Annotated in this window: 11 protein-coding genes; all 11 read right to left on the reverse strand. The window is 49.2% G+C overall.

Features of this window, described 5'->3' with window-relative positions; all coding sequences use genetic code 11:
• Nucleotides 1–161 precede the first annotated feature (161 nt).
• On the reverse strand, nucleotides 162–1,967 hold the full coding sequence (locus tag BN2762_RS21250) for a copper amine oxidase N-terminal domain-containing protein (RefSeq protein WP_055108861.1): 1,806 nt from the start codon (nucleotides 1,965–1,967) through the stop codon (nucleotides 162–164).
• A 55-nt stretch (nucleotides 1,968–2,022) separates the two neighbouring features.
• Nucleotides 2,023–2,427: a DUF2304 domain-containing protein gene (locus tag BN2762_RS21255; RefSeq protein ID WP_055108862.1), complete on the reverse strand. Its 405-nt coding sequence runs from the start codon at nucleotides 2,425–2,427 to the stop codon at nucleotides 2,023–2,025.
• Entirely contained in the window at nucleotides 2,417–3,169 is a 753-nt protein-coding gene (locus BN2762_RS21260; RefSeq protein ID WP_055108863.1) for a glycosyltransferase family 2 protein, read from the reverse strand. Before BN2762_RS21260 ends, BN2762_RS21255 begins: the two co-directional genes overlap by 11 nt.
• Entirely contained in the window at nucleotides 3,135–4,427 is a 1,293-nt protein-coding gene (locus tag BN2762_RS21265; protein ID WP_074048663.1) for an ArnT family glycosyltransferase, read from the reverse strand. Before BN2762_RS21265 ends, BN2762_RS21260 begins: the two co-directional genes overlap by 35 nt.
• Before the next feature lie 179 nt (nucleotides 4,428–4,606).
• Complete coding sequence (locus tag BN2762_RS21270; protein ID WP_055108864.1) at nucleotides 4,607–5,830, reverse strand: sensor histidine kinase; 1,224 nt, start codon at nucleotides 5,828–5,830, stop codon at nucleotides 4,607–4,609.
• Between the two features lies 1 nt (nucleotide 5,831).
• A complete protein-coding gene (locus BN2762_RS21275; RefSeq protein ID WP_055108865.1) occupies nucleotides 5,832–6,542 on the reverse strand; it encodes a response regulator transcription factor in 711 nt (236 codons plus the stop codon).
• A gap of 250 nt (nucleotides 6,543–6,792) precedes the next feature.
• The gene (locus tag BN2762_RS21280) at nucleotides 6,793–7,608 is read right to left on the reverse strand and encodes a hypothetical protein (RefSeq protein WP_055108866.1); all 816 of its coding nucleotides are present in this window, start codon (nucleotides 7,606–7,608) and stop codon (nucleotides 6,793–6,795) included.
• A 292-nt stretch (nucleotides 7,609–7,900) separates the two neighbouring features.
• Entirely contained in the window at nucleotides 7,901–8,719 is an 819-nt protein-coding gene (locus BN2762_RS21285; protein WP_055108867.1) for a carbohydrate ABC transporter permease, read from the reverse strand.
• Nucleotides 8,719–9,597, reverse strand: coding sequence for a carbohydrate ABC transporter permease (locus BN2762_RS21290; protein ID WP_055108868.1), 879 nt, complete (start codon nucleotides 9,595–9,597; stop codon nucleotides 8,719–8,721). Before BN2762_RS21290 ends, BN2762_RS21285 begins: the two co-directional genes overlap by 1 nt.
• A gap of 137 nt (nucleotides 9,598–9,734) precedes the next feature.
• On the reverse strand, nucleotides 9,735–11,039 hold the full coding sequence (locus BN2762_RS21295) for an ABC transporter substrate-binding protein (protein ID WP_055108869.1): 1,305 nt from the start codon (nucleotides 11,037–11,039) through the stop codon (nucleotides 9,735–9,737).
• A gap of 116 nt (nucleotides 11,040–11,155) precedes the next feature.
• Nucleotides 11,156–15,385 (reverse strand): NPCBM/NEW2 domain-containing protein, encoded by a 4,230-nt coding sequence (locus BN2762_RS21300; RefSeq protein WP_055108870.1) that lies wholly within the window; start codon nucleotides 15,383–15,385, stop codon nucleotides 11,156–11,158.
• Between the last annotated feature and the right edge of the window lie 12 nt (nucleotides 15,386–15,397).

The raw sequence follows: 15,397 nt of genomic DNA on the forward strand, positions 1-15,397 counted from the left end.
CTCAAATTCAACACACTATATTATACCGCGTCCCGTTCTCATTACCTATTCCTATTTACTCTGCAAGCCTTGCATTTTCGAATCTCTGCGCAAGCAAAATTAAGAAGCAGCCCGCTAACGAACTGCTTCTCCCATTTCCCGATAAGTCTTCGTCTTCTCTATTATTTCTTCACTTCAGGCAGCGGCATAAATAGAAATGTAAACGGCAAATTGCTGCCTGCGGCTGGCGTAATCCATAGCTCTACTTTTTCCTCCTGACTCCCCGTTCGATAGAGCACGCTGGTGCTGTCCTGGGTTGAGCCAATATGCTTAATATGGACGACCTCATTATTCACTCTCGCTGCACCGGAGTAGAGTCCGCCGCGAGGGTTGAAGGTAATAAGCGTGTTCGGGGCCACGCGGTTAAGCACGATATAATAGAGCACCCCGTAATTGCCGGAGTTCGTAGCCTCGGTAAATTGAATCCCGTCTATTCCTTTTTGAAAAGGGTCGGTGGTATTGTCGGTTAGCGGCAGCCGTTCCGGCCTCGTCCCTACTAATTCGTTATACTCGAATACCCGGACCGAGTCCTTGAAGGTCCCCCGAATGATCGATTCCTTCGGATCGAGATAAGGCAGCGCAGGGAGCAGCTCCATAGGATCATTCTTTGCCTTCACGATGAACACCGTATATTGGATCGGACCGCTGCTCGTCACATCGGCATTCAAGGTGACAACATCGCCGCTGGGTACGGTCACCGCACTCATTTCCGTAAAAATCAGCTTTTTTTCTCCCGGCAGCAACGTCGTATTTTTACTGGCACTGCCGTTAATCATCGATTCGAAATATCTCGCCGCTGCGGATCTGCCCGCTACCTCCGGGTGACTGGAAGGTCCGGCGAAGCCTAATCCGCCTATATCGACGCTTGCAGGAGACTCGCCTTTGTTCTCGGCCACGACATAGAATTTCGCTTTTTCTCCAAGCTTGTTCTTATGATGAATCATAAATAGCGCAGGTCCTTCCATCGTATCCTGATACAGGATTCCCTCATGGCTTACCGTCTCTGGGCCGCTGGATCGAAATAAGGTATACGGCTCAGTCCGATAGGCATAGGGGAGGGCAGCGAAGGACAGCACGGAGCTGCCTGCAATATCAAAATTGCTGCCAACCGGTGTGTACAAACGGTCAAACTCTTCCTTCGAATACAGCTGCTCCGCAGTTATCTCGATCTGCTGCTTGTAAGTGGAGGATAAGCCATGCTTGTTCGTAACTTGCAAGGATATTTCGACGATGCCCGGCTCGAAGAAGGCCGGCTGTTGATTATCCCACTTGCGCTCTACAATAGCCTCCTCATCGTCCGTGCTCATATCATCGTATCGAATCGGCTCGCCCATGCGATATTTATGCTTGTCCGTTGTAAAATAAGCTGTCGGCGGTAATTTCGGCTCTGGCTCGGGTTCCTGTACATCCTTGGCGGGGAGCTGAAGCACTACCTTGTCCCCCTCTAGCACAACGGTAATGTCAAAGGCTGCGGCCAGGGAGCGCAGCGGAAGCATCAGGACGCCTTCATCCATATAGGGTGTTCCATTCAATGGATAAGAGCTGCCATCCATGACATAAGTGTCTCGATTCGCCTTGAACCTGACCTCCGAGGCATCGCCCGCGCTCACCAGCGCTTCATATGTGCTTGCATCATATCCGACCTTATAGCCGAGGCGTTCCGCTAACGAACGCAGGCTTACATACGTTACGCCTTGCTTAACCGTCATGTCGCGAAGCGCGGTGTATTCCGCGCCGTCCTGCTCCATTTTGCGGCTATTCAGATATAAGACCAGCTGCTTGGATATTCCGGTATCAAAATTGCTATCGCTATACTGTACTTCCTTGTCCCCTAGTATGCTCTCCGCAGATTCCGCATACGCAGGTACTGCCCAGGCCGCTTGCGAAGCAGCTAGAATGGCAGCCAACATCGTTTTTTTAATATTCATTCGTATAATAAGCTCCTTTTCCACCCGTTCTCCTGTATTTGATCACCGGAATTTTTCATTCCTTCGCTTGCGCTGTCCCTCGATTTGCACCTCCCCCCTCCTGCAGCTCGTTTTGCTTCGCCAGCGCCGCGATTTTGCGCTCATGCAGGGCGATGGTCTGGATCAATTCAACATTGCGCTGGGTAAGCGAGGATACCGCCATCGTCAGATGAAGCAGAATGAATAGAATCCCGACGACACTAAGCAAATATAGCAGCGATGGGGCATATTCGATGTGAATCAGCCCTGCCAGCTCATCCAATATGGACGGAAATAAAGATAGTATCATCATCATCACGCTCAGTGTCAGCCAGAGCAGTGCGTATTGCTCCTTCAGCTTTCGATTCCGGATGAGATAAAGAATCGTCGCTGCGAAGCTCAGGCTGATCAAGAAGCTGAACAGATAAATATCAAGTGTCATGGCTCATTTCCCACGCTTTCTTCTTCCTTGTCTTCATAATGAGAATGGCTAAAATAACCTTGCACATATAATAAATCGATTTAAGAGGTGAAATGCTGGACACGCCGCCTTGCCGTTCGTTCATGACTACAGGAATCTCTTTAAAAGTCAGCTGGCAGTTATCGAGCAGCACCAGCGCCTCAACCTCCGGATAATCCGTAGGATACTGCTGCGCAAACAAAGCGATCGCCCTCCGGTTGCATAACCGGTAGCCCGAGGTAGGATCGGTAATGCGTTTTCCGGTCAATTGCGTAACCAGAGCGACAAGCAGATCAATCCCCAGCTTCCTTGCGAACGTGGACTGAAATCCCTCTTTTTCGATAAAACGGGATCCTACGACCATATCTGCACCGGTCTCCCGCATGCCGCAGAGCAGCTTGCCGAGATCGGAGGGATTATGCTGGCCATCGCCGTCAATCTGAACGGCATAGTCGTAACCGTTCTCTGCGGCATAGCGATAGCCGGTCTGTACGGCGCCGCCGATACCCAGGTTGCAGCATAGATGGAGCACCATTGCTCCGGCATTCTCTGCAAGCTGTCCTGTTTCATCCGTTGAACCGTCATTGATCACCAGAATGTCTGCATATGGGGCATGCTTCTGCAGCGATGCGATCACTCGTTCAATGCCCTCCTCCTCGTTGTAGGCGGGTACGATAGCAAGAATCTTATTATTGTTGAGATGATGCTGGCGTTGGTTGAGCATCGTTCATACTCCTTTCTGCAGGCAGAGCAGTATTGCGCTTTACAGGCAGCCATCTGCGGATTAAGGCGGCGCCTATGATGCTGTCCATGATGATTATGAACGGCATGACCGTATAGTTATATCGGTATTCCGGCACGAAGGCAAGCCTTACGAGCGACATCGTCACAAGAATGACGGCAAGCATTGCAGCGGGCTGCCTCCACCTCCTGGCAATTACAACGAGCGAGATGATAGAGAAGAAGACGAGCCCGCGATGCAGCCAATTCAGCCAGCTCCATGGCACAACTGGAATCACCGGATAGAGCGGTTCATGGCCGCTGCCGAAATACATTCTGGAATACGTTTGTTTAAGCTTGCCGTACGTGTACCATTTGGTGAATTCCCAGGTATGCTCCGTAAAGCCGACCTTCAAGCGCTCCTTGGCAATTTCCATTTGCGTCTTTCCTCGGCGGTCTACCAATCCGTCATCATAGTTCTTGTCCGGATAGGTTCCTGCCTGAAAAGGGTTCACTTGGGTCGAGGCAACCACGACTTCATTCAGCGTAATCACATTCCGTATCACCCATGGAGACAGTACGGCGGCCGTCCCGATCACGGTGAACAAGAACAGCCTTAATGTCGTGCGTCTATCCTTCTTCCAAAAATAATAAAAGATATAGATCGGAAACAGGAGGATCAAAAATTCAGGCCGGGTCAGCACAAGCAGTCCCATGGCGGCCCCGCTCAGCATCGCGAGGGTCAGCGTTTTTTTGTCAAATACCATAAGCTGCAGGTAGACAAAAGTCACGAAAAACAGTGTCGCAAGTGTCTCGGTAAGAATGCTGGCGTTGCTCCACACAAACGGCGGATATACCGCTCCAATGAAGAGGGCCGCGATACCGGCATTCCGTCCGCCCAGTCTTCTGGCTATAGCGTAAATCAGCCACAGCGTTATGAGACTGATCGCGACCTGAATGTAACGGATCGCCGGAAACGGATCATTGTGCTGATAATCGACCAGCTTGTAGATCGCAGCCATAAACAAGGGGTATCCCGGCGTCACCTGCGCATTCGGCTCTGTATCCTTATAGGCATATATCCCTTTCTCCAGCAGCTGCCTCACCATCTCGTCGTAATGAATCGAGTCATGAGATACCTTGTGATTGACGGAGACGAGAAAGTCGACTCTCAAATAGGCTGCCAAGGCGATAATAAGTACAATGAGTGTCATCGCGAGCCACGACTTAGGCGAACGATGGCGGGTTGATCTGTTTAGCATGCGGCATGCTCCTTTCGTTTCGGACGATAAGCTCCTATAACCTTATAATAGACTTCTTAATAAATGGCGTCGGATTGCTTAACAAATCCTTAATTTAATCGTATTAACCGCTTAGGATTCCGGCCGGATCGGACAATAAAAAACCTTCCACCATTGTGGAAGGTTGCGGATTAGAGCTATTACGTAATAGGAAGAATAGTTTCAAAGCAGGTCTGCCGTTTGTTGCTGCTTACGGATATGCTCCCGCCATGAACCTCGATAATGCTTTTGGTAATCGCAAGCCCAAGTCCTGTGCCTCCGCCGGTCTGCTTCGACCTGGATTTGTCCGCGCGGTAGAATCGGTCGAAAATAAACGGCAGATCCCGCTCGGGAATGGGGTCGCCATAATTCACGACCTGAATCACGACCTGGCTGTCCTGTTCTTGAATGTAAATATCGATTCGCTTGCCGGCGCTGCCGTATCGAATCGCATTGGAAATTAAGTTCTCATAAGCCCGGACGAGATGATCTCCGTCGGCTCTGATGATGACAGGGTGATCAGGTGCGTGGACACGGCAGGATACGCCCGCGCTCTCCAGGTTAGGCACAAATTCCTCGGCAAGCTGCTGAAAAAAATCATTCATATCGAGCCGCTTAATGTCCAGTGGCATACCGTTATTAATACGCGTATATTCGAACAGATCGTCGATAAGCTTTTTTAACGTTACGGACTTTTCATAGGCAATGCCGATATAATAGCGAAGCTCGACCTCATCGAAATAACGGTCTTTTTCAATCAGCTCCAGAAAGCCTAATATCGAAGTCAGCGGAGTTCTGAGGTCGTGCGACACCCCGGTGATCAGGTCATTCTTCGTTTTCTCCGCGTTGCGCTCCTCCTGAATGGAATGGTGCAGCTGCTCGCTCATTTGGTTAATACTCTTCGCAATTTCACCCAAATCATGATCCGGCTTGACCGGGATATCATATTGAAAATGCCCTTTGGCAATTTCCTGGAGCCCATAGTTGATTTCCCGCAAATAATCGTTCAGCTCTTCCGCGACGCGATTGGCCTGGGAAGCGATCAAGCCAAGCTCGTTTGGAGTTTTCACCTCTACGGGTTCATGGAATTTGCCGTTGGCCATGTCCTCCAGCGTGTCTGCAATTTCCTTCGTGTAACGAACCGTCGGGCGGCTTAAAACGACATAGAAAAATAAATATAGAATAATTCCCGATACGGTCATGGTAGGCCTCGAGCCAATGTTGTGAATCACCCATATGAGCACAGCATTAATCGAATTAAATTGCATAATGTAATTGGCAAGCAAATTACCGAGCAGCAGGAAGAGTGCGGTCAGCAGGATGCTTAAGATCTGAATCAGCAGGAATCTCCATCTGATTGAATTGAACAGTCTGATGCGAGTCATGTTACAGCTCCTTTGATGATTTCATTTTATACCCGATGCCCCACACAGTCTTTATAAATCGTGGATTTTGCTTATCCTTTTCAATCTTTTCACGGATCTTCCGAATATGAACCATGATCGTGTTTTTAGAGTCCATAAACGGTTCATTCCAGACCTCCTGATAGATCTTGTCCATGCTGAGCACGATCCCCTGATTCACGGCAAGCATTTCCAATATAGCAAATTCGCGGGGCGTCAGCTTAACCTCCTGATCATCTACAGTTACGGTATGAGTCGCGGTATTGATCACCAGCTCATCGATGACGATCTCATGGTCGTTTCTGTTCGACTCTTGGCGGTTCAAATGCTTATATCTCCGAAGCTGAGATTTGACGCGGGCGAGCAAGACCAGCGGATTGAAGGGCTTAGTTACATAATCGTCGGCTCCGATGCTGAGCCCTGCAATTTTATCGATATCCTGACTTTTGGCAGACAGCATAATGATCGGTGTATTTCTCTGCTCTCTGATCTTCATACAGGCCTGTATGCCGTCCATCTCAGGCATCATAATATCTAGAATAATGAGATCGATATCATGGGCTTGCAGCACTTGAAGAGCCTCTATACCGTTGGAAGCTTTGTAGAGGATATACCCCTCATTCTTCAGATAGATCTCTATCAGTTCAATAATTTCCTTCTCATCGTCTACGAGTAGAATCGACTCTCTGGACATGATTGCACCTCTGCTTTATTCTCTTTGGTTTCTACAACAATGTTGTAAATATACCATATCGCCAGGATGTCTTGCTGAGCCAATTTAGCGGTTAGTATCCTTATTCTAGTCGTTACATCTTAAAATTGACGAGCGCAAATGCTTAATTTTTTCTTAATTTTATCTGGAAAAAATACAAAAACGACAGCTTGTTAAAGCAAAGATAGGCCAAGCGCTACTCGCTGGCCTATCTTAGTATAGTTTAACTAGGTTAGTTTCCGAATACTTCGTTTAAATACGAATGTAATTTGCATGTAAAATCCAAATCCATATCGCATTGAAAATCATCAGAAAGTACACGTATTAAATCTTCGATTACACATAGTGCAGTTGAATAAGCTTTGTACAGTTCTGCCGCATCTAAACTTGATGTTATTGCAGCGTACTCGCCATAGGCCTTTTCCGGCAGATCCCTTTCCAGGTTCTTTGTCGCGTTCAGCCAGCGATCTACATTTCTTTCTCGAACTCTGATCAGTTGTAATACGTATTTCTGGACACTGGAAAGGCACTCTAATGAACGGGCATGCTCTCCTCTTTTCAAAACGTTCACGCCCATTAGCCATGCATTTACAAAGTTATTAAAGGCAAAATTGACATTATCATCAGTCATTCTCTCCGGTCCATCGCCAGCCAGATGCTCCAAACAGGCCTTTAACTTGCCGGTTCTATCATAGATATACATGGACTCCGTATCAGGAAAAACTCCTGTATCTTTGAATGACTTTATAATTTCGATATCAGACTCTGGAAGGAAGTGAAATTCACCTCTGATTAAATTGGCGAACACGACTACCTCAGTTCCATATTCGTTGAAGAAGAGCAGATCGTATGGCCCAATATCCTTGATCCACTCCGAAGATTTAAAATCATGAATCTCATCATCTTTAAGAAATATATAAAACTCAACATCCGAGTATTGGTCTCCCTCACCTTTCGTAAAAGAACCATACATCATGCATGCCGAAATACAAGGATCAATTTCACATTTCTCTTTAACCAAATGAATTAACTTTTCTTGAAATAACATTTACACAAACAACCTCCTTAATTTTCAATTTAAAGAGATGTTTGCATATCTACAACTGGACAACATGAGCAACACATATACAGCGCTCCTTTCATCTGTATCGATGTTTACACTATCATATTTAATGCTGTTCAATCAACACGTGTTTGAATTTACCCGGAATACTTGACTTATTGGGCGTTCTCAAACTCAAATGCGCGTCAACATCATTTTGGCGTTTCATGGGATCGCGCGGAACAGCCTCCTGCTTAAAACAAGGGGCTGTTCCTTCCATATTCTCATTGTTTCACACCTATCCTTTAATCGCCCCGTCGGCCATTCCTTTGATGAAATACTTTTGCAGAAACAAATATACGACGGTCATCGGAAGCATGCCGATGAAGCAGCCCGCCGCAACCCAATTCACTTGATTCTGAAACTGGGAGATGAACTGTGAGAGCGCAACGGGAATCGTCTGCACGGTCGGCTTCTGCAAGAAAAAGATCGAGAACTGGTAGTCGTTCCACACCTGGAGCCCGATCAAAATGATAACCGTCGATGTAATAGGCTTCAGCAGCGGCATAATGATGCGGAAGAAGATGCCGATTCTGCTGCTCCCGTCAATCAGTCCCGCATCATCCAGCTCTCTGGGAACCGTGTTGATAAAGCCGGTGAACAAGAAGATCGTCATTGGCAGGGAGAATGTGACCTGTGTCATGATCACAGCCCAATATGTATTGATCCCGCCTAGATCAACGATAAATTTATACAATGGCACCAGAATCGTGAGCGCCGGCACAATCAGACAGGATATGCTCAGCATGTACACGAATTGGTTCCATTTGGTCTGAAATCGGGCCAGCGGATAAGAAGCCAGAGCTCCGATCAGGACGACCAGCAGCACCGCAAAAAATGTAATGATCAAATTGTTACCCAGCGCCCGTGACAGATGGGCTTGCTCCCAAGCATTCGCAAAGTTATCCCATGTCGCCTGAATCGGAAACCTCCATTTGGAGGTCGTCTCCTCGGATGATTTAAACGCCATATTAAACAATATATAGAACGGGATTAAATGAAACACTCCGATTAGGATAAGACAGACGTATTTGCTGACCCTTGATATGTTCTTCATTACAAACGCACCTCTCTCCGTCTAAGCGCGATTAACGCCGTGATGCTGATGACGGCGATCATCAGAAACATCACGTTGCCTAATGCTGCCGCGTAGCCCGCGTCCTGTCTGGCGAAATACAGATTGTACATCATCGTCGAGAGAGAAGATGACGCGTATCCAGGGCCGCCGTTGGTCATGGCGATAATTACATCAAATAATTTCAACCCCCCGATAATATTCACGATTACATTGATGGTAATGGACGGCATCAGCAGCGGCAGCGTCACCCGCTTGAATTTGATCCATCCCCCGGCCCCGTCGATGTCCGCAGCTTCATAAAAATCCTTCGGAATCGACTGTAAGCCGGCTAAATAAATAATCATCGCAATGCCCATATATTGGTAAGTGTTTACAAATGTAATAATCCACACGGCAACCTTGCCGCTGGCAAGCCAATCCACCGCTTCCTTGCCGAACAAGCCAAGCACATCGTTGATCGTCCCTCCATCGTATTGAAAGAAGAAGTACCATATATAACCCATAATCAGCGGGCTGATGATAACCGGCAAATAAACGATGGTTCGTACGATGCCTTTTCCTTTCAGGTTTCGGTCGAGAAAAATTGCATACAGAAGCCCGAAAAAATTTTGCAATATCGTACTGCCGAAGCCATAAATAAACGTATTTTTTATCGTAATCAGAACATTTTTATCCTGAAGCAACGCCTTGTATTTATCCAAGCCCACCCATTGGAAATCCGGCGAATATCCGTTCCAATTTGTAAAGGACACCCGTACTCCCTGAATAAATGGATAGAAAATAAACAAGCCGAACATGATTAACGCCGGTAAGTACATAAGATTGATCCAAGCCGACGTGCGTATATGTTTCCTCATCTGCTCTCATCCCCGTTTATATTTTCCCTTTCTATCGATCGAAAAATCAGAGGGTCCGGAACCCCAAAATCGCCTGCTTGGGACCAGACCCGTGATACCGTTAGCATTGAAAGCCACGGATTCGTTACATCAAGAGCTTAATTTGCAACTGTTAAGCGTTCAAATTCCTTTTTCATATTTTCCGAGTATTCTCGGGCCGTAATTCCGCCCGACAATAAATCCTGGCCGTTTTTACACATGACATCCCACATCCCGTTCGGCAAGTAAACCCGGTCGAAATATGGCAGCACGCGCGTATCCTTGTATTTCTCGTAATATTCCGTTAGTTGCCCCGCGTCGATATCCACTCCGTTAAGTCCCGGAGGCAGTTGATTGGATTTCGCCACCAGCGTGATATTTTCCGGCTTAGCAAAGTAGGCTACATATTTTTTAGCAGCTTCTATATTTTTGGACTTGTTCCACACGCCCCAGGTTGTTTTCTCCCCGCCGGCGAAGGTAGGTGTATCTCCGGGCACAATGGACGGGATCGGCATTAATCCGCCTTTCAATTCCGGGTTGATCTTCTGGGCCTCCTCAATGAAATACGGGCCAATGACAGTGAAAGCGGCCTTCCCTTCGGCAAAAGCCTTTGCGGAATCACTGTATTTCGACGTTAGGACATCTTTGTTCAAATAGCCTTTATCCTGCAAATCTTTCAGCATTTGCGGAAGGACATCGAATTTGTTCCAATCGAAGGTGCCGTTCAGCAGCGCTTCCCCTTCATTGTTTTCCGCGCTGACCAGCAGCGGCGTCGCGAAGAAGTCGAAGAACTGGCCAAGCGGCCAAGCATCCGCTCCCCCGATGTGAATAGGAATCACTTTGCCTCCGCTCTTGGTTTTTATAATTTCGCAAGCGGCAAGCAGTTCCTCATAAGTACTTGGCACTTCAATACCATATTCATTTAGAATATCCACATTGTAAGTTGGTCCCGACTTGTCCTGATCCATAGGAAGAACGTAGACTTTTCCGGACTCATCGGCTACGGAAGGCCTAATCGCTTCGTTGATTTGTGCGGCCCAGGCTTCTCCTGACAAGTCCTCCAGAAACTCGCCGTAGCGCTGTTTAGCCCAGCCATGGGTGGCGAACACGTCAGGCATATCGCTCGAAGCCATTTTGACCTTCATCATATTTTCATATTCCTTTCCCGGAGCACTAAAGTCCACTTTAATATCCGGGTTTTCTTCCATGAATCTCTCCGTGATTTCCTGCAGCACTTTCGCCTGCTCCCCTACCACGTTCGTAGACACATTCAGCCGGATTTGCTTCCCGGAGCCGGCGTTTCCGGAGTCTCCCTCCACTCCATTACCCGATTTTCCATTCCCTCCGTTCGAGCCACAGGCACTAAGTGCCAATACGCAGGCCAGAACAGTAAACAGCAGTACGGATCTCTTGCGCTGTTTCATTGCAGCTTCCTCCCTTGATGGTTGTAATAAACCGTTTACAATCCCACTTTAACATGGTTAAGATTCCATACCTACGCTACAAAACTACAGTCTTCCGCGTCTATTTCTACAATGATTCATTCACGCCCAAGCAGACTTCCCAGCCGCTGAATCGCCGCCACCGCTTCCGCACGGGTGGTTGGAGCCTTCGGTTCAAATAATTTGGAACCACGGCCTTTCAGGATTCCCAAAGCCGCAGCAGATTTCACGTCATCCATCGCCCAAGGCGCGATGCGGCTGGCGTCGTCGAATGCGGCAGCTGCCGCTGTAGTAGCACTCTCTCCCGTTTCGTGCAGAACAGCGTAAGCACGCATCAGCATGACCGTCATTTCCTGGCGGGTGAGCTGCTGATCGGGTGCGAAGCTGGAGCTGTCGACCCCGAATATAATGCCCGCCTGAAAGGCCGCCCCGACTTGATCTTCATACCAAGCGTTTGCGGGGAGATCCGTAAAATTCGCCGAACCGCCGCCGCTCAGCTCGAGCGCGGACGCCAGCACGAAGACGAATTCCGCACGGGTAATCGGCCGCCCCGGTTCAAAAAGACCTTCCTTCGTCCCGTTGATCCATTGCTTAGCGGCAAATGAGGATATTGCCTCAAATGCCCAATGATTCCGAGAGACATCCTTAAAGGCAGATAAGCTGTTTAGAAGCCCGTAACTGCCCGAGCTCCGAATCTCGGCTTCCAGCTTGCCTTCGGCGGCGGAATGCATTCCGGAAAGGCGCTGCAATTTGCCGTTCTGAAGCGTATAAACAGCGGCCAGGCTTCCGTCCCTCGAACTGAGCGAAAGATGAAGCACAACGCCCTCTTCCCATTGTTTCAATTCTTTCGCGACGCCTTCAGATTCAATGGCAATACTCAGCTTTACAAAGTCTCCCGCTTGTTGGACATTGACATATCTCAGCGGATTGGCGGCGATAAACTGCTGTTGTTCCACTGGGGACAAGGGGCTCAGCTTAAGGATTACCTTAGCTTGATTCGCTGCCTTCGGAAATACAGAATGGATCCACTGGCCGAACGTTTCCCCGGAGATTTCGACCGCCGCACCTCCTTGGCGAACAAGCAAAGAGCGGGAGTCCAGCTTCTGAAGAGCGGACGGAGTCAGAACGATTGCTTCCGCTCCTTCCCTCACATGGATTTCCACGGTTCCACCATCGTTGAACGACAGCAGATCCTTATCGGTTAAAACTTGAACATTCGCCTGATCCGGCTGTTTCGTTTCGTTTCCTGGCGGGCTTGTTAATGTTGATCCGGGGGAATTTCCACCGGAAGAGCTTCCACCGCCGGAGCCGTTGCCCCCGCCCGTTTCCGGAGCAGGTGCCTCCGCACGAGTTATGAAGGAATTTGGGCCGCCCGTATTGTCCACTTCCTTGCCGGCCTCCCCTTTCATTGCGGTAACCTTCCAATAATACGCCCTGTCATGGGATAGGCCCGCAACCTTCGCTATCGTCTCTTCCGTCACTGTACTCCATACTGCCGGCTGCAGCGAAGGATTCTCCGATACGGTAACTCTGTAACGATCCGCACCGGGCGAGTGTTCCCAGCGAAGCACTACGGAAGCGGGATCCACCGAAGTATCGCCGTTGGCCGGCTCGATTAACGCGAACGGTTCAGGAGCCGGCGTAAAGTCGGTGCCGGACGGGAAAATGGATACCGCTTGTCCGGCGGACAACGTCAAACCCACTTGACCGTTTTGAACGGGAACCTCTTGCGTAAGGAGAGTGAGACCTTCTTGGCCGATTTCATAAATATCCAGCGACTCTACGCCCGTCCAGTTGTCCGGCAGCGTCCAGAGTTTTCCTTCATACCCGGATTTGCTATATGCGATGATTTCCTTATATTTGTTCTCATTCCACGCTGCCGGGAAAAATATATCTCCCCCGTTTCTCAGCGCTTCTCCCTTTCGCTCGATAACTAGACTTCCGTCGCCCGCTTTACGGCTCGTTACCCCGTCCGAGAAAGTGACCGTCCCGTTCGTATCGGATATCCGATCCAACCGGTTCAGGTAGTACCACGGGAGAGTCTTTAAAGCGAAGTCATCGATAAAACCTCTTAGGTTCACCGGATCGCTTTTAATAATTCCTTCTCCGAGCATACCTGTTCCGAGCCGTTCATCTCCCCCGTCCCCGCCGGTATAGAGCGAAGCGGGAATCTTAAACTGTTCCGAAGCGCTCCAACGGATATGCCAGGCCATCGGCTGCAATCCGATCAACGGGTCAACCCGGTAGCTTTTATCAAATTCCGCCGTTACGTCTACTCCTTTATCCCGGAAATAGCGGATAATCTTCTTCTGCGTCTCGGCTTCCTGTTGAGAAGTGATTTTATGATAAGGACTGATGAACCCGGCTTCGAGCTTAGGAATATTTTGATGAAAAGCATCGATATGAATGGTGCCGGCACGTTGGATCGGAAGCAGTTCGAGCAATTCGTCGATCCGTTTCGTGGTTAGTCCTTCTTCCCATTCCCGAGTGAAGCTGATCGGATAACCCCATACGTACTTTCTCAAGCTTCCGTCGGCTTCTCTGGCGATCACATCTTTCTCTAGATAGGTGTTCCATAACGGACTTTCCGCGCTCGCGTCCAGCATGTTGATGTGAAGACTGATCGTGGTATTGTATTTGAACGCTTCATCCATCAGCCATTTCAGGCTGTCTTCCGCTTTGACGTCCTGCTCCCGCTTCAGCTTAGGATTGACGACATTCAGCGCGGGATAACCGGTGTCATGACCGTCAAATTGCCAGCCTACAAGATAAATGATCTTCGGAATGCCCCGAGTAAGATGGTCGATCTTCTTCACGGCTTCCAACGCTTGTTCAAAGGTCATCTTGACCGTGCCGTTATTTTCGGCCATGAACATTTTCATGGTCAGCGTTTGATGATATTCATGTTGAAACGGCTGATCGGCCGCGAATTGCACCTTAAACGGCAGATCGGCTGTTCGAGTGACACCGCCCAGTGTGACGGTGGCCGTTAAAGAAGCAGTTCCGGGGGAACTCAGCTTCGTTCCTGCCCGCACCTCTGCCCCGTTTTCCGTAGGCTCCACGGAGGCGATCACATTCGGATTACTAACCGAATATTTGACGAAGGCATTTTTCAAATCCGCATCCGCCCCATTGCTCAACTTCCCGCTCAATTGCACCTGGGCGACGCCATCCAGATTCAGAGTTGTACGATCACTTATCAAACTTACGGACTCCAGCGTTTCTCCTTCACCGGCAATGGCTTTGGCCAAGAACGAAAGCACGGCCTTATGAAGCTCGGCAGTCGTCTGATTGACCACATATTGGCTGGCGTTTACGTCCTCGTAAACGGATGTGGCCTTGGCGATGGCCACCCGAAGTTCTTCTTTTGCGCCCGTGGGATATTGTCCGACCTCTGTCCCTTCAACCGCGTTGTCATAATAAGCTTGTGCATTGGACAGCTCCGCCTGCAGAGCTGTTTTGTTGGCTGTTTCGGTAGGCTGAACCCCCGGCACCAGCACCTCAAGCGGAACCGTAGCGGCAGTCTCGCCATTGGCGAGCTTGGTCACAAGCAAGACCAGGGTTACCTTCACATCGGAAGCGATCGGAAAAATCTGCGCATCCTTTGGAATAATGTCTTCCCGATCCGATGAAGCGATTTCAATGGTGAACCCTTCCGGAACGAACGGGAGACTTAAAATGGTCTGCCCCTTCTCCGGCTGCGCGATAGTGCGGATGGATGAGGCAAGCGAAGCCGCTGTCCGTTCGGACGGATCGCCCAAGCTCAGACGGGCTTCTGCCCAATCCGCATACGAGGTTGTCTGCGGGTTGGAGCCAGCCGCATGGCCATTAACCTCCAGCGACAATTCGTTCACCCCCGATACGTCCACGTCAATCGTCAGAGGGCCAACATATGGCTTTGCGGTAAAGTGCGGACTTTCATAAAGCTTGTTTCCGTCCCCGTACACAGCAAAAACGACATTGGTGGGCAGCTTGCTATTATTGAGCGCTTCGTCGTCGATTCCGATCACGGAGGAGAAACGTTCATACTCCCCGTTGATTTGATAGGTGATCTTGGAATCGGCGTGGGTCCCCAGCCCTTTCTCGTAGGTCACCCCGTTCATCTTCATTTTTTTGCCCGTAGGATTGGCCGCCGCAATTTGATCCTTCTGCGTTTTGACCTTTCCGTGTTTGATCGAGGACCAGTCCAGGTCACTTACGTATGCTTCCTGATAGGAAGCTGCTTGTGAATCCGCGGAAACCCGGTGGTCGGTGGCGGTTATGCCAAGGCAAGAAAGCCCGAGCACGAAGGCCAGAAACCCCGAAATCCTCCTCTTTGCTTTGTTCATTGCGCTTAAATA

The sequence above is a fragment of the Paenibacillus ihumii genome, assembly GCF_001403875.1.
Classification (GTDB): Bacteria; Bacillota; Bacilli; order Paenibacillales; family Paenibacillaceae; genus Fontibacillus; species Fontibacillus ihumii.